The organism is Methanomicrobium antiquum (assembly GCF_029633915.1).
In the GTDB taxonomy this organism is placed as follows: domain Archaea; phylum Halobacteriota; class Methanomicrobia; order Methanomicrobiales; family Methanomicrobiaceae; genus Methanomicrobium; species Methanomicrobium antiquum.
Genome location: NZ_CP091092.1, coordinates 2,049,521 through 2,071,729, shown reverse-complemented (window position 1 = coordinate 2,071,729; position 22,209 = coordinate 2,049,521). Strand labels below are relative to the sequence as shown.

General features: G+C 35.6%; 16 protein-coding genes. 5 read left to right on the top strand and 11 right to left on the bottom strand.

Features of this window, described 5'->3' with window-relative positions:
* Nucleotides 1–68: 68 nt before the first annotated feature.
* Nucleotides 69–2,294: an ABC transporter substrate binding protein gene (locus tag L1994_RS10155; protein ID WP_278099327.1), complete on the bottom strand. Its 2,226-nt coding sequence runs from the start codon at nucleotides 2,292–2,294 to the stop codon at nucleotides 69–71.
* A gap of 535 nt (nucleotides 2,295–2,829) precedes the next feature.
* Here L1994_RS10155 and L1994_RS10150 point away from each other — a divergent pair.
* On the top strand, nucleotides 2,830–3,009 hold the full coding sequence (locus tag L1994_RS10150) for a hypothetical protein (RefSeq protein ID WP_278099326.1): 180 nt from the start codon (nucleotides 2,830–2,832) through the stop codon (nucleotides 3,007–3,009).
* Between the two features lie 620 nt (nucleotides 3,010–3,629).
* Here L1994_RS10150 and L1994_RS10145 read toward each other — a convergent pair.
* From L1994_RS10145 to L1994_RS10125, 5 genes are all read right to left on the bottom strand, one after another.
* Nucleotides 3,630–4,202: a flavodoxin family protein gene (locus L1994_RS10145; RefSeq protein ID WP_278099325.1), complete on the bottom strand. Its 573-nt coding sequence runs from the start codon at nucleotides 4,200–4,202 to the stop codon at nucleotides 3,630–3,632.
* Between the two features lie 246 nt (nucleotides 4,203–4,448).
* Nucleotides 4,449–5,558, bottom strand: coding sequence for a DUF362 domain-containing protein (locus tag L1994_RS10140; protein WP_278099324.1), 1,110 nt, complete (start codon nucleotides 5,556–5,558; stop codon nucleotides 4,449–4,451).
* A 194-nt stretch (nucleotides 5,559–5,752) separates the two neighbouring features.
* Nucleotides 5,753–6,592: an ABC transporter permease gene (locus L1994_RS10135; protein WP_278099323.1), complete on the bottom strand. Its 840-nt coding sequence runs from the start codon at nucleotides 6,590–6,592 to the stop codon at nucleotides 5,753–5,755.
* A 168-nt stretch (nucleotides 6,593–6,760) separates the two neighbouring features.
* Nucleotides 6,761–7,702, bottom strand: a complete 942-nt coding sequence (locus L1994_RS10130) for an ATP-binding cassette domain-containing protein (RefSeq protein WP_278100842.1) — start codon at nucleotides 7,700–7,702, stop codon at nucleotides 6,761–6,763.
* 115 nt (nucleotides 7,703–7,817) lie between these two features.
* Nucleotides 7,818–8,009, bottom strand: coding sequence for a hypothetical protein (locus tag L1994_RS10125; RefSeq protein WP_278099322.1), 192 nt, complete (start codon nucleotides 8,007–8,009; stop codon nucleotides 7,818–7,820).
* A 375-nt stretch (nucleotides 8,010–8,384) separates the two neighbouring features.
* Between L1994_RS10125 and L1994_RS10120 the strand changes: the two genes are divergently transcribed.
* Nucleotides 8,385–11,870, top strand: a complete 3,486-nt coding sequence (locus L1994_RS10120; RefSeq protein WP_278099321.1) for a PAS domain S-box protein — start codon at nucleotides 8,385–8,387, stop codon at nucleotides 11,868–11,870.
* A gap of 277 nt (nucleotides 11,871–12,147) precedes the next feature.
* Here the strand turns inward: L1994_RS10120 and L1994_RS10115 are convergent, their stop codons facing one another.
* Complete coding sequence (locus L1994_RS10115; protein ID WP_278099320.1) at nucleotides 12,148–12,654, bottom strand: hypothetical protein; 507 nt, start codon at nucleotides 12,652–12,654, stop codon at nucleotides 12,148–12,150.
* A gap of 295 nt (nucleotides 12,655–12,949) precedes the next feature.
* Between L1994_RS10115 and L1994_RS10110 the strand changes: the two genes are divergently transcribed.
* Entirely contained in the window at nucleotides 12,950–13,318 is a 369-nt protein-coding gene (locus L1994_RS10110; protein WP_278099319.1) for a hypothetical protein, read from the top strand.
* A 207-nt stretch (nucleotides 13,319–13,525) separates the two neighbouring features.
* On the top strand, nucleotides 13,526–14,890 hold the full coding sequence (locus L1994_RS10105; RefSeq protein WP_278099318.1) for a P-loop domain-containing protein: 1,365 nt from the start codon (nucleotides 13,526–13,528) through the stop codon (nucleotides 14,888–14,890).
* 232 nt (nucleotides 14,891–15,122) lie between these two features.
* Here the strand turns inward: L1994_RS10105 and L1994_RS10100 are convergent, their stop codons facing one another.
* The 4 genes from L1994_RS10100 to L1994_RS10085 all read right to left on the bottom strand — a co-directional run bounded on the left by L1994_RS10100 (nucleotide 15,123) and on the right by L1994_RS10085 (nucleotide 21,100).
* The gene (locus L1994_RS10100) at nucleotides 15,123–16,517 is read right to left on the bottom strand and encodes a hypothetical protein (RefSeq protein WP_278099317.1); all 1,395 of its coding nucleotides are present in this window, start codon (nucleotides 16,515–16,517) and stop codon (nucleotides 15,123–15,125) included.
* A gap of 4 nt (nucleotides 16,518–16,521) precedes the next feature.
* The gene (locus L1994_RS10095) at nucleotides 16,522–17,955 is read right to left on the bottom strand and encodes a hypothetical protein (protein WP_278099316.1); all 1,434 of its coding nucleotides are present in this window, start codon (nucleotides 17,953–17,955) and stop codon (nucleotides 16,522–16,524) included.
* A gap of 83 nt (nucleotides 17,956–18,038) precedes the next feature.
* Nucleotides 18,039–19,583: a hypothetical protein gene (locus L1994_RS10090; RefSeq protein ID WP_278099315.1), complete on the bottom strand. Its 1,545-nt coding sequence runs from the start codon at nucleotides 19,581–19,583 to the stop codon at nucleotides 18,039–18,041.
* A complete protein-coding gene (locus L1994_RS10085) occupies nucleotides 19,580–21,100 on the bottom strand; it encodes a hypothetical protein (RefSeq protein WP_278099314.1) in 1,521 nt (506 codons plus the stop codon). The genes L1994_RS10090 and L1994_RS10085 overlap by 4 nt, the downstream gene beginning before the upstream one ends.
* 320 nt (nucleotides 21,101–21,420) lie before the next feature.
* Here L1994_RS10085 and L1994_RS10080 point away from each other — a divergent pair, with 320 nt between their 5' ends.
* Complete coding sequence (locus L1994_RS10080; RefSeq protein ID WP_278099313.1) at nucleotides 21,421–22,173, top strand: winged helix-turn-helix transcriptional regulator; 753 nt, start codon at nucleotides 21,421–21,423, stop codon at nucleotides 22,171–22,173.
* The last annotated feature ends 36 nt before the right edge of the window (nucleotides 22,174–22,209 follow it).

Sequence of the window (22,209 nt, the reverse complement as noted above, 5' to 3'; positions counted from 1 at the left end):
ATTCTTATTTTTTTAATTCACATTTTTTTCAATACTTATTTTTGGTTTAATTTTTATTTTCTCATAAGTCATTTCACAAATTCATTAATGTCTAAATCATTAATGTCTGTAGGAATGTACCAGAGGTTTTCAGGAACTATTATCTCGAATTTTGCTCCTTTTTGATAAATTCCGGTCTCCTTTATTTTTATTCCTGTTATTTCAAGGATGTTTTTTATCAGAAACAGACCATATCCTGAATTTCCGCCAAACCCTTTCTCAAAAACATACTCTTTTTTGGAAGGTTCTATTCCTTTCCCGTTGTCTTCAACGATAATAATTCCTGTTTTGTTTATGGTTTTTTTGAATGTTACATTAATCTGTGTGGCATCTTCTCCATGCCTTTTTGTATTGTCAAAGAGATTATAGAAGACCTTTTGAAGCATATGATCGGCAAAAATCTCTACATTTCCGGTATCGACTGATATTTTTATTTTTTCATCTCCTGCTGATACAGCCGCTCTTTTTGCAACGTCTGACACATTCTGCCATTTTGGCTCAGTGTTTCCCATCTCTTCATAATCTTTTGAGAAGTTTATCTGTTGCTGGATAGTTTCCACAGATCTTGTAAGTTTGGGAATAAAAGATGAAATATCCTTATTGTCGGCAAACATATCTTTCATAATTTCGATGTAGCCAAGAAGTGCTGTTGCCTGGTTTAGGATGTCATGCCTTGTAACAGATGACAGTATGCTTAATTTTTTGTTTGCTTCCAGAAGTGCGTTTTTGTATCTTACTGTCTCATTAATATCTGTGAATGTCCCTATAATTCTTGTTGTTTTACCATCAGTGCTTTCAAATGATTTTGCTCTTGTACGAATCCATTTATAGTCGCCTTTTCTTGTTTTTACCCTGTATTCTGTTGTGAAATTTCCCTGATTCTCTTTAAATCTCCTGAATAATTCCATTGCTCCTTTTTTATCATCAGGATGAATTGATTCTGTCCACCGTTCAGGGGAGACTATGGTATCTTTTGCTTTATAGCCAAGTATTTCAAGGCCTGCCTTGTTTAAATAGATCTGATTTTCTTTTGAATTCCAGTCCAATATGCCGTCTTTTGTGGCCAGAATTGCCATTGAAAGTCTGTCTTCGCTTGATTTCAGTAATTCTCCGGTAATCTTTAGTCTTCTGTTGTATATGACGAGAAGAACTGAAAGCAGGAATAATAAAACGAATGCTGTAAGGATGATTAGGTAGGTAATTATTGGAATTTCAACAGATTCTTCAGGTTTATTTACAATAACACTATTTTCTGGAAGTTTTGATGTGTCAAAATTAAATTTCTTAAGTGTTTCATAGTTAAATGCAGGGTAGTATTTTGAATCTTTTTCGATTGCAATATCTGAAGGATTCCTGCCTCTAATTACTTCATGGGCAATTTCTGATGCCTGATATCCGTGATCGTATGATGAAACAACAATTCCTCCTGCAACATCTGAATCGAGGAGATAATCAGTCATTGTATATATCGGTACATCTGAATTTTTGGAGATCAGCCTCACAGCTTCTTTGTTTGTGAAAGTATTGCCCTCGCTGTCTCTGTTGAATGCTATATATATGATTGCCGAGTCTTTTGATAAGTTTTTGACATCATATGAAAGCTGATTCATTGTTATGTTATATATCTGTGTGAATCTGACTTGCGGGTAATTCTGAATAATATCATCAGTTAAAATCCTGTATGAAAGGCCGGTTTCTGTTGTATCTGTGATGATATATATCTCTTTTAGAGGTTTTGGATTAACTTTTATTGCAGTATCAATTGTCTCTTTTATCGGCAGTGATTCTAAAATCCCGGTAACTTTTGGGTATTTTTCCTGAAAATCCGCGGGGACTTCATTTACGCCGCAGAAAATTACAGGAGTGTCCTGGAAAAGATTTTTTTGGTGTTTTAAAACAAAAAACAATGCATTATCATCTGAAGTAATTATTGCATCAAATTGTCTGTTTTTATATTTTTCAAGATAAAGGCTGTATAAATTTTCAAGATGAGATTCCTGCGGATACTGTTTTGTATCCATGTATTCGGTAAAAATTTTTACATCATTATCATCTTTGAAATAATCAGTTACGCCTTTGGCGATATTATCACTCCAGTCATGTCCCTGATGATATGAGTTTATGTAGAGTATTTCATATTCATCTGAATCATTCGATACAGCAGATGCTGATTGTGAAGCAAAAATAAGCAGGAGAATTATCGCAGTAATAAAAATTCCTGTACCGGAAATCTCTTTTGGGCAGTTATATCGCATTTCTGAACAATTCCTCTATTTTTTATGCCTTAAGTTCTCTGTTTTCCTGTAATTTTCAATGCCTTTAATATATATCCTCTGTTTTGCTATTAAAAATCCTTCTTTTATCTCTTTTTGGTCTTCTATCATTTTTGAGTAAATTTTTCCAGGTATAAAGCTTTGTTTTTTATTTTTTTTGTGTTGTTAAAAAAATGTGAGTGCCAGTGCCCTGTGGTATATATAGAATATATAAAAAAACATCTCTTTGATGCGCGCAACAATCTCATTAAATGCCCCTTTATATTGGAAATAACTAAAATATGGCTTTATTTTTTAAAAATATAACCTTCTTTTGATGTATGGGGGGTGGAAATTTACTTCCTGTCAAAAGATTTCCGATTGACAAAGACATTTTAAAAATCTCATAAAAAATTCTTTAGTGTCGGAATTTGCCTGAGCTATGCTTAAATGTTTATTTTTTCAAAGTGCCGATAGTGATTGCATTGGCAGAAACCTTTATAAGGTGTTAGAGATTAACTCCTGTTGGACAAAAAAGATGATAAATCCTTTCAATTGTGAAGACTGGCACATTCTAAAGCCTATGCCCCTGTCAGAGGTCATAGACAAAGAAGAATGCTACTGTAGTTTTTCTTCAGCATCAGAGAATCTCAAAGATTCAGCCTGCAGAACTGAATTTAAAATTCCCGGCTCATCGGGACAGAGAGAAGTAGACTGATTTTTGAAAGCTGGAAAAAAATTTCGGGATTATTATCCCAAATTAAATTAGTTTACTTTTTAAGCCTTTTTTTAGATCCTCATAATTTAGCCATTTATAATTTAAGTGTATCATCTCTCTTTTCGTTTGATATCTTCTCAAAAAGGGAGTGTTTTCTTTATATTAATGTGTATTTCTCAGGAAAAATTCGTCATTTGTACCCAAAACATTTTTTAAAGTTTTTATAAGTTACCATGAAAATCAAATCATGATTTTCATTAAACATTGCATGAAAAATTTGTTTCATGAACGTTTTTTTAAAATACTTTGAAAAGTTTCGGTGACATCAGCGGTCATTAAAAAAAAATCACACAAAATTGTTTTTATTTCACAATCACAAGGTCCATAAACTCAAATACGGTTTATGAGTCTTTTGTTTTTAGTTTTTTCAGATTTATTGTAATTTCTTTTTTTCGTCTTCAAATCTATTTTAAATCTCTTCAGATGCCCGGCATTTGGCTTTTTCAATGCCTGTTTGCATCTAAAAAAAAGATTTAAGATTCAGAAATTATGATATTTACATGAAAGTTACTTCGTAACTTACATGAAATCGTGCATGAAAAAAATTATCATGGACGTTTTTATTGAAGAGAATTAATGATTAAACTTACGTTTTCGCCAAACTTCCTGACGGTTGAGAGTCCTTCCTCATCTTCTGAAACTTCGCCTTTTGCCTTTCCAAAAGCGATATTCCAGTAGTCTGAACCTGCGACAATCATATCGTTTATGAAATAAAACATCAAAAGCTCCTGGATTGTAGCAGTATGACCTCCTCTTCTTCCAACCGCTACAGGCCCTCCGACCATCTTTGAGAGGAATCTGTCACCGCCGTATGAGACCATTGATATTCTTTGTATTGCCGACATAAGGTCTCCTCTCGCTGTTCCGAAATAGACCGGAGATGCAACAATAAGGCCTTTTGCGTCTTTAATCTCATCTATAATTTCGTTTAATCCGTCATCATCAATTGCACATCTGCCGGTGTTTTTCTTACAGGAGTTGCAGGCAATACAGGATTTTATGTTTTTGCCCCGAAATGAAATAATATGGGTGCTAAGCCCTGTTTTTTCAATTGCATCTGCACACTCCTTACATAAAATATGTGTATTTCCGCTTTCTCTCGGACTTGCATTTAGTATTATAACATCTGTCATTTTATCACTTGTCTGAAGTTTTTATCCCAGTTATTATTCTTTTTTACCTTTTTTACCTTTTTTATCTCTGTCATCCGGCTTTTTTTAAATTTTATCTTTTGCAATGAAAGTCAAAATTCCGGATAAACTTATCAGGCTTTTTGTGTGATGAAAAACGCTCATCATGGGGCTTTGCTATAAATGTTACTTCGTAACTTACATGAAAAGATTGCATAAAAAATTATGATGAACGTTTTTTAGGTTATTTTAGATTTTAATCAGCCTGTAATCAGTAGTTCCAAGACCGATTTTTTCTCCATGGGACAACTGTTTATCAGCATCGGTATAACCCCATGTGCCTTTGAATTTGTCCTCTCCTGGTTTGTGGTTGCAGAGAAGATGTGTCCCTGTGTTTCCTGCCTGCATGTTTACAAGATCGCGGCATGCAGTATCAATTGCAACAGGATCAAAAGATGCAAGAATACCTATATCAGGAACAATTGGTGCATCACTCCATGATGCACAGTCACAGTGTGGTGTTATGTTGACAAGGAAATTTATGTATGCTGTTTTTTTCTCTTTTCCAAGCACAGCTCCAAGTGCATATTCTGATATTCTTTCTGTAAAGGGTGCAATGTCTTCTTCCCAGCAGAACGAAACCGCACCTTCGGGACATTCTGATACACACTGTCCGCAGGATGCACATTTATCTGAATCAATAACTGAGATTCCGTCAGTTATCTCCGGTGCGGAAAAACTGCAGATTTCTACACATCTTCCACATCCGGTGCAGAGAGAAATATCTATCTGCGGTTGTAAAACCCTGTGCTGGTCGCGTTTACCCTCTTTTGTTGCACAGCCCATTCCAAGGTTTTTGATTGCTCCTCCAAATCCTGCGACAACGTGGCCTTTGAAGTGGGAAATCACAACCATACTGTCGCAGTCGCAAATTTCAGGAGCAATTTTGACGGTTTTGAAATGCTTTTTGTTGATTGTGACATCTGTAAAAACATCCTCTCTTAGCCCTCCGCCGATAATTATCGGTGCGTTTGTGACTGAAAATCCAAATCCGTGTTCAATTGCAGTTTTCAAATGATCTGCAGAGTTGAATCTTGAACCTGAATAAAGAGTGTTTGTATCAGTTAAAAAGGGATTTGCTTTATTTTCTTTTATTTTATCTGTTATTTTTCTGACAAATACAGGATTTGTATAGGTATCACAGCCTTTCTCGCCGAAATGAACCTTGACTGCAGTCAAATCCCCGTCTGAGAGAACACTTCCAATATCAGCGGTTTCAAAGAGTCTTTCGATTATATCCTCCTTGCTTTCAAATGGTTTTTTCTCCTTAAAATCTGCAAAATAAACAACTGACGGCATAATACTTTTTCTCCTCTTCTTTCCTAAAATCCTTAAAAATCTCTTTAATGTCTGATTTTTAATAACCAAAGGTATAATCCAGACTTATTGTATTCATCAGCAAAAAAGTTTCAGGGAGAAATTAGATCTTTGAAAGTGTTAAAATTTTTAAAAAGGTTATATTTTTTTTAAAAGTGTTTATGAAACATAAGGTTTCATGTAACCACTACTTTTTCGACTGTTCTCCACGCAAATATGAATGTAATTGCACAAAAAACACAGAGGTATGCAAATGAAAAAGCAATATCTGCAGAAGTGTATGTAAAGTGAATACCTATTGCTGTAAAGTCATCTCCTATTGCAAAATACCTTATTCCGTTAATAAGATGGGTCAATGGATTAAAATATGCAATGTCCTGAAGAATCGGGGGAAATCCGTCAACAGGGTACAATGCATTTGAAACAAAAAATATAGGCATTGTAAGAAGCGTTGTAATCCCCTGAAATCCCTCCGGAGAATCCATCTTAAGCGCTATTGCCGATGAGATTGAAAGAAATGAGGCCGCGAAAAGTGAGATGAATGCGAATATGCCTGCAATTGATACAATAACCTGAAAAAAAGAAAAGCCGGCAAAAAAAGATACTCCAAGCAACAGTCCAAATACAATAATTATTGATGACTGAATCCACGACTTTGTAATTCCGGACATTATAATTCCAAGAATCAAATCCTTTCTTGGCATCGGACTTGCAAGTATCTCTCTTAATAGACCCCAGTTTTTATCGAAGAGAAGGATAAACCCTCCAAAAATGTTTGTAAAAAGAATTGTAACCGCAATTATTCCTGCGCACATGAAAGTCAGATAGCCTATAGACTGTACAGCAAGGACAGGACTGGTGTCTGACAAAACCCTGTCAAAAGTTCCTGCCATTGAAATTCCAAAGAAAGAAAGCCACAATGCCGGCTGAAGAAGGGATGACACAAACTGTGTTTTAAAACGCAGGTATCGTGTCATATCCCTTTTGTATATGTTTAAAAACCCTTTTTCTCCCATATTTGTCCCTGAATTGTCTTAAAAATTTTTAATTTTTCTGAAATCGTTCATGAAATTATCATTTCATGCTAATTGTTTCATGTAAGTTTCCGAAATAATTTTCATGTAAAACCTGTTTTGTTTTTTTTCCTGTCTCTTTAATATGATATTCTTAAATATCTCTTATTTTCACTCTCTTAGTGCCCTTCCGGTGTAATGCAAAAACACATCATCCATCGAGGGCTTTTTTAAGTTTACTGATATTGTCTTTAAGCTGTTCTTCTCAAGAGTGTGCATTATTTGTGGTAGTATTTTAGCTCCGTCTGATTTTGTTATAATAAGGATGTGGCTGTCTTTTTTGACTGCATCCTGAATTTCAGGATTATCTCTGAGAATTTTCAAAGCTTTATTATCATCGGAAGTTTCAAGATAAATTATGTCTTTTCCAAGACTGTTTTTTAATTCTTCAGGTGTTCCAGTCGTAATTATCTTTCCGTTGTCAATTATTGAGATTCTGTCTGAAAGGCTGTCTGCCTCATCCATGTAATGGGTTGTCAGAAAAATTGTTGTTCCGCTTTTGTTTACTTCACGAAGGTAATCCCACGTCTTCATTCTTGTCTGCGGGTCAAGTCCGATTGTAGGTTCATCAAGAAACAAAATCATTGGTTTTGTAATAAGCCCTCTTGCAATTTCAAGGCGTCTTTTCATTCCGCCGGAGAGATTTTTTGTAAGATCGTCTCTTTTTTCAGACAGTTCAACAAGATTTAAAAGATATTCTATTCTCTTCTCCCTTTCCTCTTTTGGCATTGAATAAAGACGGGCATGAAACTCAAGTGTTTCATATACAGTCATATCGCGGTCAAGGGTTATTTCCTGAAAAACGATTCCAATTGAATTTCGAACTTTTTTTGGATTTTCGTTCAATGAGTGGCCTGCAATAAAAACACTGCCCTGTTGAAGGTTTAGAAGAGTTATTAAAATGTTTATTGCAGTGCTTTTTCCAGCCCCGTTTGGACCTAAAAATGAAAAGAATTCTCCTTTTTTAACATTAAATGAGATATTGTCAACTGCCCTGAAATCCCCGTATGAATGGCTTAGGTTTTTGACTTCTATTATATTTTCAGGATTCAGAATGATCACTGCTCCGTATATTTAATTTATATTTTATATTTGAGATTTATAGTATCTATGAAACTTATTTGCTATAAAACGTCCATGAAATGATAATTTCATGAACGTTTTTAGCTTAGAGTGAATCGTCATCGGTTTCGTCAGCAAAAAATCCCATTGATATTGCATCTGTTTCTTCTTCGTTTTTGTATCTGACTGCAATAACAACTGATCCGTCATCTAAGATGTCCCCTTCTTCCAGATAGGGATAGTCAGACAGATATACTTCTTCCTCACTGCCATCCGGTCTTTTCATAAGAACCCACATATCAGAAAGACTCCATATTTGATAGTAGAGTATTTTGAAAAATATATAATATTTTTCATGGTATCATTTACCATGAAAACGTCCATGATAATTTTTTTCATGCACCGGTTTCATGTAAGTTTCCGAAGTAACTTTCATGTAAAACGCACATGATGAGCTTTTTTCATCACACAAAAAGCCTGATAAGTTTATCCGGAATTTTGACTTTCATAACAAATCAAATCATGATTTTCATTAAACTGTGCATGAAAAATTTGTTTCATGAACGTTTTTTATCCTCATTCCTGTTAGTATCAGGGAAAGTATTATTTAATTTCAAAAACGTTAGAGAAATAATATCTCTTTTTTAAATCAGGAGATTCGGGGTTTTGACAGGTGGAGAAAAAGATAAAAGTACTTATTGTTGAGGATGAGGCAATTGTAGGTCTCAGCCTTGAAAATATGCTTAAAAAGCTTGGATACTGTTGTGCAGGTGTTGCTGTAACCGGAGAAGAAGCAATAAATCTTGCCCTGACAAAAAAGCCTGATATAATTTTAATGGACATTCATATTATCGGCGATATGGACGGGATTGAGGCATCTGAGAGAATAAATAAGAATTTGAGCATACCGGTAATTTATCTCACCGCCTATGACGATGATAAATCAATAGAAAGATGCATTAATACAGCTCCCTATGGATTTTTAACAAAACCGGCGGGACAACAGGAGATAAAGGCCGCAATTGAAATAGCGGTAAACAGGCACCGGGCATTAAAAGCCGAAGAAAGCATTAAAAAAAAGGAGTCTATTCTAAAAGCGGTTGCATTCGCCACAGAAGCTTTTTTGTCCGGAAATACTTTTGAAGAGGGACTAAAAGAAACATTTATTGAGCTTGGCAAAATTCCCGGCTTTGAAAGGCTTTCTCTTTTTAAAAAAGGATATGATGAAGAAAAAAGACCTGTTATGGAATGCTTCATTGAATGGAATTCAGAATCAGGAATAAATGAATCAATAAACAAAAAAAGGATCTATTATTCTGATCTTCCCTACAGGTTTGAAGAAGATTTAAAAAATAACAAATTCATCTCTAAAGGCAAAGACTCAGTTTTTATTAAAAGGGATGATTTCATAAATTCCCGGTTAATTGAATCAGTCCTTATAGTCCCTGTTTTTTCAGGTGACTTCTGGCCTGGTTTTTTAAGTTTTGAGACATCCAAAAAAAGCGATGAATGGTCGCAGGGAGAAAAGGAAGGGCTTTTTACCGCTGGAAAGATTATCAGCTCGGCAATTTTAAATGAAAAACTCAACATTGATTTAAGATTTAAAGAGGAGAAGTATCATTCGTTATACAATCTCCTGAGGATTATGTGTGACAATGTGCCTGACATGATATGGGCAAAAGACACATCAGGCAGGTACACATTTGTAAATCGCACCTTCTGCAACGATGCACTAAAAATTAATGATACAAATCTGCCTTTGGGAAAAGACATTGAATATCTAATTGAATTTCTAAAGGACAAAAACCCGGACAATCCAATGATCGATGTTTTTGAGCAGAGAAAAAAGGAATATCCCCTAAAAGACGGGTTGTTTGAAGGTCCTCATCAGGATGTATATGAAATAAAAAAAGATGATACAGACATTTATTATGATCTCTATGAGGCTCCCTACTGCGATGATAAAAAAACCATTCTTGGAACGGTTGGATGCGGGAGAAATATAACAAAAGAGAAGGTATACGAAAACAGTCTTCTTAAAATTACCGCTCGTTTTACAGCTTTTATGGATAAACTTCCTGCATGTGCTTATATACGCGGTTTAAATGGGGATATTTTGTATGCAAACCGCTATACAAAAGATGTCTTTGGCCTTGACAATTATAACCTCCTTTCAATTCCTGAAATTTTTGGTGAGAGGGATAGCGGAGTACTTGACGATATTAACAGAAGAATTGCAGAGAACGGTTTTCTTGAAACAGAATCCACCTTTATTTTAGGTGACAAAAAAACGCATACTTTTCAGTTTATTCTATTCCCTATTACAGGGTGTGAATTTTATGACGCTATAGGTGCAATTGCAGTTGATATAACAAAAGCCAAGGAATCTGAACTTAATCTTTTTGAATCTGAACAAAAATATCGCATTTTATTCGAGAATGCCAGCGATGCAATTTATGTCGGCGATGAAAAAATATGTACAGACTGCAATACGAAGATGAGCACTCTTCTCGGCTACAGCAAAGATGAGATAACAGGGGCATGTATTGCTGATTTTTCTCCTGAGTTTCAGCCTGACGGCAGTCGTTCTGAGGATAAGCTGAATGATTACGTTGAAAGGTCAATTTCCGGTGAGGATATAGGTACTTTTGACTGGCAGTTTGTAAAAAAGACAAACGAATATATCGATACCAGAATTAGTCTGAGTTCGGTTGTAACGACTGGACATATTCATACATTTTTAATTATCCGTGATATAACCGAGGAGAAAAAAACAGAACAGGAGTTGAGAAAGAGCGAGGAGCGTTACAGAAGCCTTGTTGACAATTCCCCAATAGGAATTGAAATTTTTCAGGACGGCCAGCTTGTCTACATAAATCCTTCAATTGAAAAAATTGTCTCTATGAGCAGGGAAGAATTAATGCAGAAAGATTTCTCTGAGCTTGTATGCAAAAAAGATTATGAATTTATTCTGGAGTCAAACAAAAGACGCCGTGCAGGCCTTAAAGCGGCAGACAACTACAAGGTCAGGGTAATTGACAAATATAAAAATATACGGGTTGTTGATGTTCATGTTGTCTTAATTGAATGGAATAAAAAGCCTGCAACATTAAACTTCCTCACTGATATAACCGAGAAGGAGAAGTTTGATGAGGCTATAAGAGAGAGCGAGGAGCGTTACAGAAGTGTTGTTGAAAATTCGAAGATAAATATCCTGATTGCCCAGGATGAAAAGATATGCTATGCAAATCCTTCAACAGCACGGTTTTTGGGCCTTTCAAATGAAGAGCTTGCCTCAAGAAATTTTTTGGATTTTATCTTCGAAGATGACCGAAAAAAAGTTCTGGAGAACCACAGATTAAGGCTTTCTGAAAAAATTGATGAGCCTCCCCCTGAAAACTATACAATACGTGCCTATAATTCAAACGGTGATTTAAGGATTCTTGATTTCAACACGACAGTTATTAAATGGAACAGAAGACCTGCGACATTAAACTTCTTAATAGACATCACTGATAAGATTGAATCAACAAAGCTCATCGAAAAAGCACTTGATGAAAAAACTATTCTTCTTCAGGAGGTGCATCACCGTGTTAAAAACAATCTTGCCCTTATCAATTCACTTCTTTCAATGCAGGTTCGGACATCATCCTCAGAAGAGGTTGCAGAATCCCTGCGTGATGCTGAAACAAGAATCTATTCTATCGCCGCTGTCCACGAAGGCCTCTACAAGTCAGTGTCAATCTCTTCTATTCCTGCAGAAGCCCATTTTATTTCACTTGCAGAACAGATTATAGGTAATTATTCGCCTGATTTCAGAATTAACCTTGATGTATGCGCCAAAAACTGTGAACTTGGACTCAACGTCGCAATTCCAATAAGCCTTGTTGTAAACGAACTTATTACAAACTCCATAAAATATGCTTTTAAAGGCAGGGAAAAAGGAAGAGTCTACATAAGAATGAACTGCGGGTCTGATAAGACAACTCTTGTGGTTGGTGATGACGGTGTAGGCATTCCGAAAGATTTTGATCCCCTAAAGACTGAATCTCTTGGCATGACTCTTATCAGAAATATAATCACTCTTCAGCTTGAGGGAAGTGTAAGGCTTTCGAGGAACGCCGGAACTAAATGGATAATAGAACTGCCACGGATATAACCGGCCCTCTTAAAAATAAAATAAAAAATAAAAATAGTATCACAAACGTTGCTATGAAAGTCAAAATTCCGGATAAACTTATCAGACTTTTTGTGTGATGAAAAAAGCTCATCATGTGCGTTTATTATGAAAATCACTTTGTGATTTACATATAATCATGCATGAAAAAAAATTGGGTTTTACATTTTACCATGAAAACCAAATCTGATTTTCATGAAACATTGCATGAAAAATTAGTTTCATGAACGTTTTTTTAAAAATTTAGTGTGTCTTTTTATTATTTTTTAATCACAAGGAGTTCGCATTCCCCGTCCATGTTACACATGCTTTTCTGCTGAACCAGTACATATTTGGGATTTAAACTCTTAACTGCCGTTTTGGAATAGACACTGCATGATTCTGCTGTAATCCTGATATCTGTTCCTCTCTCAAGCGATGTCTTTAGAAGAGGGCATGATTTGACAGTAATTCTTGCCGAGTCATTCCTCTCTTTGGTAATTTCAAGCTTCATTTCGCTTCCAAAGATTGCGGAAGATAAAAATTCATGTGTTTTTGCGACATCATATGCTGTATCAACCGGCATGTTTAACGAAAGTGCATACTTTTTTTCTCTTTTTGCCGCTTCTGAAAAAATTTTTGATTCTGCTTCTTTTATCTTTGCATCGCATCTTCCTGCTGAAATCTTTCTGAACTCCTCATCAAATACGACAGGCATGTAATTCGCAAAATCTGCCGCAATATTCCACCTGATTTCAGCTTTTTTCTTCTCATCAAAATCCTGCATTTTAAAAAATCTCCCCCCGTCTTTGAGATTAAAATTTTCAAATCTTCATTATCGTTTTTTTATTCAACAGTCTCATAGTTGTATTGTTGAGATATAAAATTAATCGTTGTGTAATATACGAATTTTTTTATACATGATTGTCTTTTTTTAGTTGTTTCTTCAACATTATTAAACACTATAAAAAACATAATAATAATAAATATATTCATATTGAAAGGCCAAAATTAAATCTCTTTTTAGGGTTTTTGGTCTTTTTATTATTTGGGGAATTTAATTAAAGGAGATTTTTGGGAAAATGGCGAAATTAAAAGCGATTTATTGGGATGACAGAACTCTTTTTTCAAAGGAGAAGCTTGATGAGTATATAATTATCCTTGCTGATTTAATTAAAAAATGGGATCCTGTAAAATTTGACGGAACATCATTTAAGCTGATGTCATATTTTGAGGAGATGCAAAAAGTTCTTTCAATGTTAAAAGATGAATTTGAGGAGGAGAGAAATCTGGAAGAAATTGTGGATTTAAAAAATATCAGTTCATATCATCCTTTGACCAAGGAGCTTGAAGAACAGTCTGTCCTTGCAACAGACAGGTGGGGAGTTGCTTTTATAATGACTGATGATTCAATGAAGACAATGAATATAAAAGATATGATTTTTAGCTGAAAACATCCATTAAAAAATATATTTTATGAAAAAAACAGTTTCATATAAGTTACGAGTTAACATTGATAGCAAATCAACAAATTTTTTATACCTTTTTATAACCTGAAATTTTAAAGGCTGACTTAATTTTATTCTTTTTTTAGCTTTAGGTGACTGGAATTAAATTATTGTTTTAGAAAAACAATAAAGAATATAACAGGTGAAAAATTGGATTTTTGGTCGTCAGCTCTGTTATCTGAACTAAAATGCGCCGAATGCCCTGATGCAAAACTTCACGAAGAAAAGATAAACTATTGCTCGAATTTCTACTTTTTAAGATCACATAATAATAATTCGCTTATCTTTTCCTTTCCTGTCAAGATAAAGTGCAGTATTTTAGATGATTTTTCAGAAGGAAGAGGCGGAGAGGACGGCTTTACTGCTGAACTTATTGAAAAAATAAAAAAAAGTATAAGAACAACACCTGAATTATACCCGCTTGCAGGACTGGCTACAAAAAATCCATCCGATTATGCCTCAAATCTTGAACCTGTAACCTTTTGCAAAACATCGCCCGGTGCAGGACAGAGGCTTTGGAAGGCAGACTGCAATAATTACTGCAACAATGACGAGGTCTGCCTGAATCTTTCAGGCGCAATTTCATATCCGGAAAGGCAGACTGTCAGAGATGTAAAAGAAACAAAAGAGATTTTTTTTGCTCTTCTTGAATCAGTTGCAGATATTGTGTCTCAATTTGACAAAAAAGAGGCTTTGAGAAGTGCTCTTTTATCTCTTGATCAAAAGATTATGAGAGAGAATCTTTCCAGATATGGCCTTGTATCCTTCATCGCGGACGGAACAAGGCCGGTTCGGTCCTACACAAAATACAGGGGAACATTTCGGATTGCAGGTCCGAATCCAAACTGCAATATTCCATATTTCTTTCCAAAAGAGCTTATGCCGGTTGAGATGGAGCTGATGGCATCCGGAGGTGTTGTTAGCGGACTTGGAATCCGAAAAAAAGAGATTTTTGCAGTTACAGGATCTAATGCCGAGGGGAAATCAACATTTCTGCAGACAGTCCGTTCAGGATTTGACGATCACCTGAGAGGAGACGGCCGCTGTTTTGTTGTTACAAAAACGAATTTGATGAGTGCTGAATCTGCAGAAGAGGACATTTCAGGATCAGATATCAGCCTCTTTTTCAAAAGTCTTCCTCCCGGAATATCAGGAACGCCAAAATGCGTAACAGGCCGTGGTTCAGGCTCGATGGGGATGGCGGCTATGTTTTCAAAGGCTCTCTTAAAAAAATCATCAATTATTATTATTGACGAAGACAAATCTGCAACAAATCTATTAATTCCAAACTGTATGCAGTCAGAAGATGTTGTTCCTTTATCTGTTATCTGTAAGGATAACCGTCAAAAGCTTGGTGACTCATCAGTTCTTTTTGCGGCGGCAACAATGGATATTTTAGTTGCAGAAGCCGACAGGATAATGGAATTTAAAAATCATCAGCCATCCGGAATTAACAGAGAAGAGTTCAGGCTTAAACTTAAAAAGCACCTTTTAGCGGTTGCCGGGAGGCTGTAAAAATAACACTGATACCCGCAGACTAAAACTAAATTTTGGCAAAACAGACCTGATCAAAATATACCTGATACCAGCAGACTAAAACTAAATTTGGGCAAAACAGACCTTATCAAAATATACCTGATACCGGCAGACTAAAACTAAACTTGGGCAAAACAGACCTTATCAAAATATACCTGATACCGGCAGACTAAAACTAAATTTTGGCAAAACAGACCGTTTCAAAATCTTCTTAATACCAGCAGATATCGTAGAAAGTTTCTGTTTTGTTATCGTTGTTAAATTCCCCGGAGACTGCGATTGTCCATGCTTTTTTTGGATAATATCTGTTTTTTATATCGGAAATTGTCATCCTGACAGAACAATCCTTTGAATTGTCATCCTCATCTGAAAAACGCCACATTGAATTATCAGGACTTGCAACCGATAAAAAAAGGTTTGTATCAGCATCCTTCCACCTTAACTCAAAGGATATCGCTTTATCATCCTCTGATGGTTCAATTGAGTACCACTGCGTATCGCCTTTGCAAAGACTGCTGTAGTATCTTACCTTTGTGTCAGGCGTTGGATTAGGAGTTACAAAAGCATTTTCTGAATTAAAATTTGTGTATTCTGTAATTTCTCCTGTTTTTTGCGGAATTGCATACAGATAGATGTCATGTGCACTGCCCCTTCTGTCTGTCCACACAACGAAATCTTTAGATACCTTTGGAAAATCCTGTTTCTCCTCCGGCGGAGAAATCATTGAACAGTTATTTGTATTTATATCGAAAAGAAAAATATCTCCGCCGTTACTAAAATTCCTGCCTGAATCTTTGTAATATACCCAGACTACATTTCCGTTGGATACATCAGGATACATCTGATATCCGGGCTTTGCAGATAGAATTTTTTTAGCCCCTGTATTTGTGTCATAGATAAAAACCGAATAATCATCTTTGTTTTTTCCTGTCCATACTATCTTATCGGCATCTATTGATGGAGGCTGATAGATATATGGCAGGTCTGAAACATAAGTTGAAACACCTGATGTAAGATTGCAAAAAATCAGGTTTATTTCCAGAGTCTTTTTGTTCTTTTCAATGAATGCAAGGTTGTTTTTAGAAATTGCCGGATAATAATAGTCACAGTAATCTTTCTGATTTAAAATTTCATCACTGTAATTTTTTGATTTGATGTCATACATTCTAAGAAAAGATCTGTTTTTATCTCTTTCCTCCCATACGATGATGTCGCCGTCTATAACCGGATTATACTGTGCATTTGCAGAATAGAGAAATGTGAGAATTTTTTCATCATCGTCATATAAGAAAATGCCGCGGTTGTCTGACCATACATAACGGTTACCTGATAAATCAAGGGAAAACTTTCCAGAAGGATCTACTATAACAGTCTCCTGCCTTCCGGTTTTTATGTCAAATGAATGAACCGAGCTTGCAAGAGAATCATCTTCATTAAATCCGTATTCAATCCATGCAACTTTGTCATTGTCAAATGAAATAGAATTGTATCTTGCTGAATCGCTTTTTGCAATGATTACAGGTTCTGTTATATCAACAGCTGTAGAAGGGGATACAGGCAGAAAAAAAATAATTGTTATTATTATTACCACTGCCTTAATTTTCATAGATTCATTCCTTTCTAAATGCAAGTCCTATTATACAAATGATTAGTAATCCTTCGAATAATAAAACCGCTGTTGGAATTGCGCTTTTCTGTTTTGGCGTATCGGAATTTTGAATATCCTTTGTATATTGATCTACTTTGTATGATTCAACAACAAGAGAATTTTCGTCTGCCGGGGTTTTTAGTTCATCTTCATCGAGGATTTCGATTACACTTGTAGCACTGCAAAGTCCTGTTTTGTCGTTTATTTCAACTATATACTCACCAGGATTTGGGAAGTATTCATTTATCTTTACTTTTGCAGTCCAGACATTCTCACGTCCTGTATCCTGCCTTTTTATTTCAATGTCGTTAATTGTCTTTTTTTCAAAGTGGCTTTCTGTGTCTAAAGGCTCTATTGTAAGAGAGAGAGGTGTGCCCGGATTTAGGTTAGTTGTTCCCAAAAGCGCTTTGTAAGAGTAATCATCAAGTACTGCCTGTGGTAGTTCTCCATATTCAGAAAAGTCAAACCTTATCCAGGGCTCTTCGAGAAGCATTACAAATTTCTGATATGGATTATTGTTTTCATAATCAGTGAGTATTTCATCGGGCTGTTTTCCTGATTCAAGAAGATTTTTAATAATGTTGAGGTTTTTTTCATCACCTGTTATGGCATAGATGAAATACTGCCCTGAACTCATCTCTTTTGTCTCATATGAGGATAATAAAAGACCTTCGCCTGTAATCTTTTTGTTTTTGTCAGTCTCAAACATTATGCTCTTTTTAAAGGGAGGTTTTTGAGTATACAGCTTTTTTTCAATCCATACAAGAATATTTTTCTCAGGAATGCTTTCTCCTGAAAGAAGGAGTTTTTGGCCTTTTGCAAATGTCCCTTTGGTTGATGAGAGATCAGGTTCTAAAATGAGGTTAATCTCTGAATTTTTTGTTTTATAGGAATTGCTCAGGAAGTAGTTATCATCTGAATTTGTTTGTGGCATTGGTGTTTTTTCCGGCTGATAGGATTTCGCAAGCTCTGTTAAGGCGGGTGATATGTATATCTCCTTTGTGATTTTGTTTTCATTATCGCCGTTTTTCCATATCCTGAAGATGTAGTCTCCGGGAGGTGTGTCTTTTAAATAAGTGCTAAAGTACCATTTTGTATCGGTTTTTGCCCTGACAAGAGTCATGCCTCCTGAAGATTGGGATAATTTTTCGGTAATCAGTTCTCCTTTTTCATCAAAACTTTCTTTCTGATTGAAATCGTACTCAACAAAGTTTTCTTCATTTAGCCATGCGTTTCCGGAAATAACCAGTTTGTCAGTCAAAACAAGTTCGTCAGAGACATAATCGATTGTAATTATATCTTCTTTTTCTGATACTGCAGATGCGGTTGAAATACATATACAAAACAATAGCAAAGCTAATGCAAAGAATTTTTTTTGAATTCTGTTTTTTTTCATAACATACCTCGTTTGAATAAAGGTTGTCATCTTTATGTAAGTGATTTCTGTGAGAGATTTCGTCACATCTGAAGTGAGTCTGTTCATATCTCCTCAATAATATTTTTATGGCTGTTTTTTTCTTCACCTTTCAGGATAGTTCTAAGTCTTAGTATAAGAGCTCCTGTCAGGAGGCCTGTAATTGAGACTCCAAAAAAAACAGGAGTTTTTTTGGCGCTTTCGTTATCTTCTGTTAATTTTTTGGATACGGGGTCTATTTTGTATGACTGGACCAGAAGATACCCTTCATCCATTTTTTCGCCGGAGTAGCTTTTGTCAAATATGTTTATTGTTTTACACGCACTGGCAATGCCGTTTACATCCAGAACAGAGAGCATAAATTCACCTGTGCCTGTTTTTTTTGATCTGAACTCAAAAGACCATGTATTAACAGATTTTCCCTGTTTTACAATAATTTCCCGTGATAAAAGTTTTTTATCATCAGGGTTTGCTGTAGGATTAATATATGCAAAAAGAACTGTTCCGGCTTTTAGGTTGGTTGTTCCGCTTATCTTCACGATTTCGCCGGACTCGAAACAAAATTGGTCTTCATCTTCATCAATTTCTATCCCGGGTTCAGAGAGAATAATTGTAAACATCTGCCAGGGATTTTTATCCTCCTGTGTTTTTAAAAATCCGTAATAGGGGTCAATTCCCGTTGGATTAATTCTGATTTCACTTAATTCTTCTTCTTTTTTGCTTATTGCGTAGATGTGATATTTTGCTGATAAAAGTCCGGTTGTCTCATCTGATGATAAAATTTCGGTCTCTTTGATGAAGCCTTTTTCATCAGGGTTTAACGTAAGGATTTTTTTGTAGATGAAGTCATCCGGAAAAGAAGGCCGGCAGATAAGTATTAAAAGCTCATTATCTTTTGGTATACTTCCTGTAATGGCCAGACTTTCCCCTTTTACAATCACTCCTTCGTTCTTTGAAAGATCAGGTTTTAAGAAGAGATTCATCTGACTGCCGGGGGTTTTATAGGTATTCTGCTCGTAAAACCCTGTATATATTCCGTGTAAAGTGCTAGTATCTGTAGAGAGACTGTGTTCTTCTTCTCCGTCTTCAAAATCCGAAATTTCAATTTTACTGATGCCTGATGGCAGAGTGCTTACATAAGCGCTTTTAATCTGTTTTTGTTTGGGATTATCCTCAATCCAGACTCGTAGTACATACTCTCCCGGTGCAGGTGAATTCAGCCCAACCCCGACAGACCAGTTCTCCTCCCTGTCTGGCATTAATGTCCTTTTTATCACTTTTGAGCCGGACATTGGTGATAAGAGGTTTCCTTCACTGTCAAAGCACTCTTTTTTGTGAAAATCAATATTCAGCACCTCTTCTTTTAAAACCGGATTTTTGCCGCTTAATAAAATAAATTCATTCCATATTATTTTGTTTTGCACTGGATTGACAGATGCTGTTTTTTCATCCAAAGCTGTGGCAGAAGGGATAAAAAAGAGGCATATCAGAGCTAAAAATAAAATAAAGAATGATATTTCAGATATATTTTTGAATGCAGATGGAATTTTTCCAGGCAACCCGGGTTTTAAAAAGCATTTTTTAAGAGTAATTATCCTTTTATAGTTCACGGACTTTTCCTCCTCTTAATCAGAACAGATATAAAAACTATAAGTCCTGTGATAAAAACCAAAAGGAAAATATTGACAGGGCTTTCTTTTGCATCATCGTTTAAGCGGACAACTTTTTTTGAGATGGGATCCACACTATATGATTTTACAGACAAAGTGTCTGATTCTCCCTCTTCAGCGGCGTAGGAGTTGTCAGTTACTTTAATAATCTCATTATCTTCTGTTAATTTGTATTTTTCATCACTTACGCGGACAATATATGTGCCTGCACCAATTTTGTATGAGTTTACTTCAATTCTGAAGTTTTCTTCCCCGTCTGTTCCGGTGCTTACAGGAATCTTTGCTGTCCATACAACAGGCCCTGTATCAGGTCTGTCATCAAGCGAAATTATCTCGGCTAAAAGAGTTGTTCCCTCTTCAAAATTGGTTTTTCCGGAAATTATGATGTTTTTGCCGATAGCAATCTCATCTGACTTTTCCAGGTTTATCCAGGGGTCTTCAACATTGATTTTTAACCGGAGATATTTCATCTCATCTTCTGATGCCTTAAGTGCTGAATCAAGTGCGACTGATGATGCAGGAGAGTAGATGTCATTTCCTGAAACATCAGAATATAAGCTGTTTTCGCCTCCGGAATCGGGAGTTACGGGAAGATATCTATATGTGCTATCTCTAAAATCAAATTTTTCTGCTTCAAGGTGATTTAATCCTGAAATCTCCGCAAAAATATAATATTCCCCTTTTTTCAAATTAGAAGTAACATCAGGGCCAAACGAAATATCTGCCTTTCCGGTAATTACATCAGAAGAGGTCAGCCTGAAATAACGGTAGCTGTTATCCGGAAATACGCTGTATATCCACAATCCAATATTCCTGTATGGAGTTGTAAAAAAACTGATGTCAATATTATTTCCCCTGACAACCGTATTTTTTGAATATATATATGGAGAGGGAATAAAATCCCGCTCATTCATCTGTGCCTGTGCAAATTTTCTCAGGCCTGATGTTTTTTTATCTGTTATTATCTTTGAGTTTGGGCTTTTGTAAAAATCAGCGGATGGAAAATATTCAGGTGTCTCTATTCCGTCATTTATTTCATCACCAATTCTTACTGAGGCCTCGGCGTAACAATCCCCGCCTGCTATTTGAAAATTATAATATCCCTGTTCTAAATCATTGGTGTCTATAAAAACTTCGTATCTGAATAGTCCTGTTTTGCTCTCGAGGGTCTTTGTAGTTCCTTCTTTATAATAGCGAAAATCCTCACCATCAGAGATTTTGAAATATTCTTCATATACATAATTCTCTGTTCCAAATGACCATTTCAGCTCTTTTTCAGGAGAAACAGAAGTTATTCCTGTAAACTTAATTTTATCTCCAGAAATTACAGGCTCTTTTATATCATCTATAAACAGACACTTTGCTCCTGCCGGAAATACGATAACTGATAGAAGAAGTAGTGCAGTAACTAATGAAATAAACGCCTTTTTTTTCAGTTTTTCCCAAATTTTTGTCATCTCTAACGCCTGATATGAATTTTTTCGTTAGTAGTATGTATATGATTTCTGTGAGAGGACTCGATCTTTTCTAAGTGCACCGGCTTTATAGTAAAAACGTCCATTAATTTTTTTCATGCACAATTTCATGTAAGTTACGAAGTAACTTTCATAACAAACGCACATGATGAGCTTTTTTCATCACACAAAAAGTGATGATAAGTTTATCAGGGATTTTAGACTTTCATGTAAAAAATTTAATGTGTTGACATTTGTCACATAAGATTAATATAAAATGCTATATAAATTTTGAATTAAGTTCTTGGGGTTAGATAGGGGATATGTCAGGGATAAAAAAAGATTTTGTTTTCGTTTGTTTTCTGCTTCTTCTCGTAAGTCCTGTCTCTTCTTTGCAGACAGGGTACAGCGTTGATGGTTTTTCAGAGTCTGATATGGTGAAAGATTCAAAAGCGCCTGTTCCTCTTGATTTCTGGCAGGTTTCTCCTGTTGTGCTGATAGCAGTTTTACTAACAATTATCTCTCCGTCTCTGGTTATTGTTTCAGAGATTCTTTTGGCAGGGCTTGGTATTGCCTCACTTAATTTCAGAAGGGTTGAGAAAAGGACAGTTCTTGACAATGAGATGCGTGGCAAAATCTACTCTTTTATTGTTGAAAATCCGGGAGTATGTTTTACAGATATTGAAAAGGGTATGTCAGTTAATCGCGGAACGCTCGAATACCATCTGGGAATTTTAAAGCGTGAGCACAGAATAGCGGTTTTGACAAAGAAAAGACGCGGTTTTTATTTTGAAAATTCCGGTAAATACTCTGCATGTGAGATGGAGATTTATTCAGCACTAAGAAACGATACCGGATATGCAATATGCGACTATCTTATGGATTGTCCCGGCGCCTGCAGAGAAGATATAGTATCTTTTGCTAAGATGACCTGTTCTACTGTATCGTGGCATATGAAACGTCTTTTGGATTCAGGTGCGGTTTTTACAATAAAAGACGGCAGAATTGTAAGTTATTATCTGTCGCGTGCGGCAAAACAGGTAATTGGAGAAGTATCAAACGGAACAGATAATTAAAGGATAAAATGCGCAAATAGAAGATTAAATCCAACC

Coding starts and splice junctions, on each gene's coding strand:
- L1994_RS10155 (WP_278099327.1), bottom strand. CDS start 2,294: ATGCGATATAACTGCCCAAAAGAGATTTCCGGTACAGGAATTTTTATT.
- L1994_RS10150 (WP_278099326.1), top strand. CDS start 2,830: ATGATAAATCCTTTCAATTGTGAAGACTGGCACATTCTAAAGCCTATG.
- L1994_RS10145 (WP_278099325.1), bottom strand. CDS start 4,202: ATGACAGATGTTATAATACTAAATGCAAGTCCGAGAGAAAGCGGAAAT.
- L1994_RS10140 (WP_278099324.1), bottom strand. CDS start 5,558: ATGCCGTCAGTTGTTTATTTTGCAGATTTTAAGGAGAAAAAACCATTT.
- L1994_RS10135 (WP_278099323.1), bottom strand. CDS start 6,592: ATGGGAGAAAAAGGGTTTTTAAACATATACAAAAGGGATATGACACGA.
- L1994_RS10125 (WP_278099322.1), bottom strand. CDS start 8,009: ATGTGGGTTCTTATGAAAAGACCGGATGGCAGTGAGGAAGAAGTATAT.
- L1994_RS10115 (WP_278099320.1), bottom strand. CDS start 12,654: ATGCAGGATTTTGATGAGAAGAAAAAAGCTGAAATCAGGTGGAATATT.
- L1994_RS10110 (WP_278099319.1), top strand. CDS start 12,950: ATGGCGAAATTAAAAGCGATTTATTGGGATGACAGAACTCTTTTTTCA.
- L1994_RS10100 (WP_278099317.1), bottom strand. CDS start 16,517: ATGAAAATTAAGGCAGTGGTAATAATAATAACAATTATTTTTTTTCTG.
- L1994_RS10095 (WP_278099316.1), bottom strand. CDS start 17,955: ATGAAAAAAAACAGAATTCAAAAAAAATTCTTTGCATTAGCTTTGCTA.
- L1994_RS10085 (WP_278099314.1), bottom strand. CDS start 21,100: ATGACAAAAATTTGGGAAAAACTGAAAAAAAAGGCGTTTATTTCATTA.
- L1994_RS10080 (WP_278099313.1), top strand. CDS start 21,421: ATGTCAGGGATAAAAAAAGATTTTGTTTTCGTTTGTTTTCTGCTTCTT.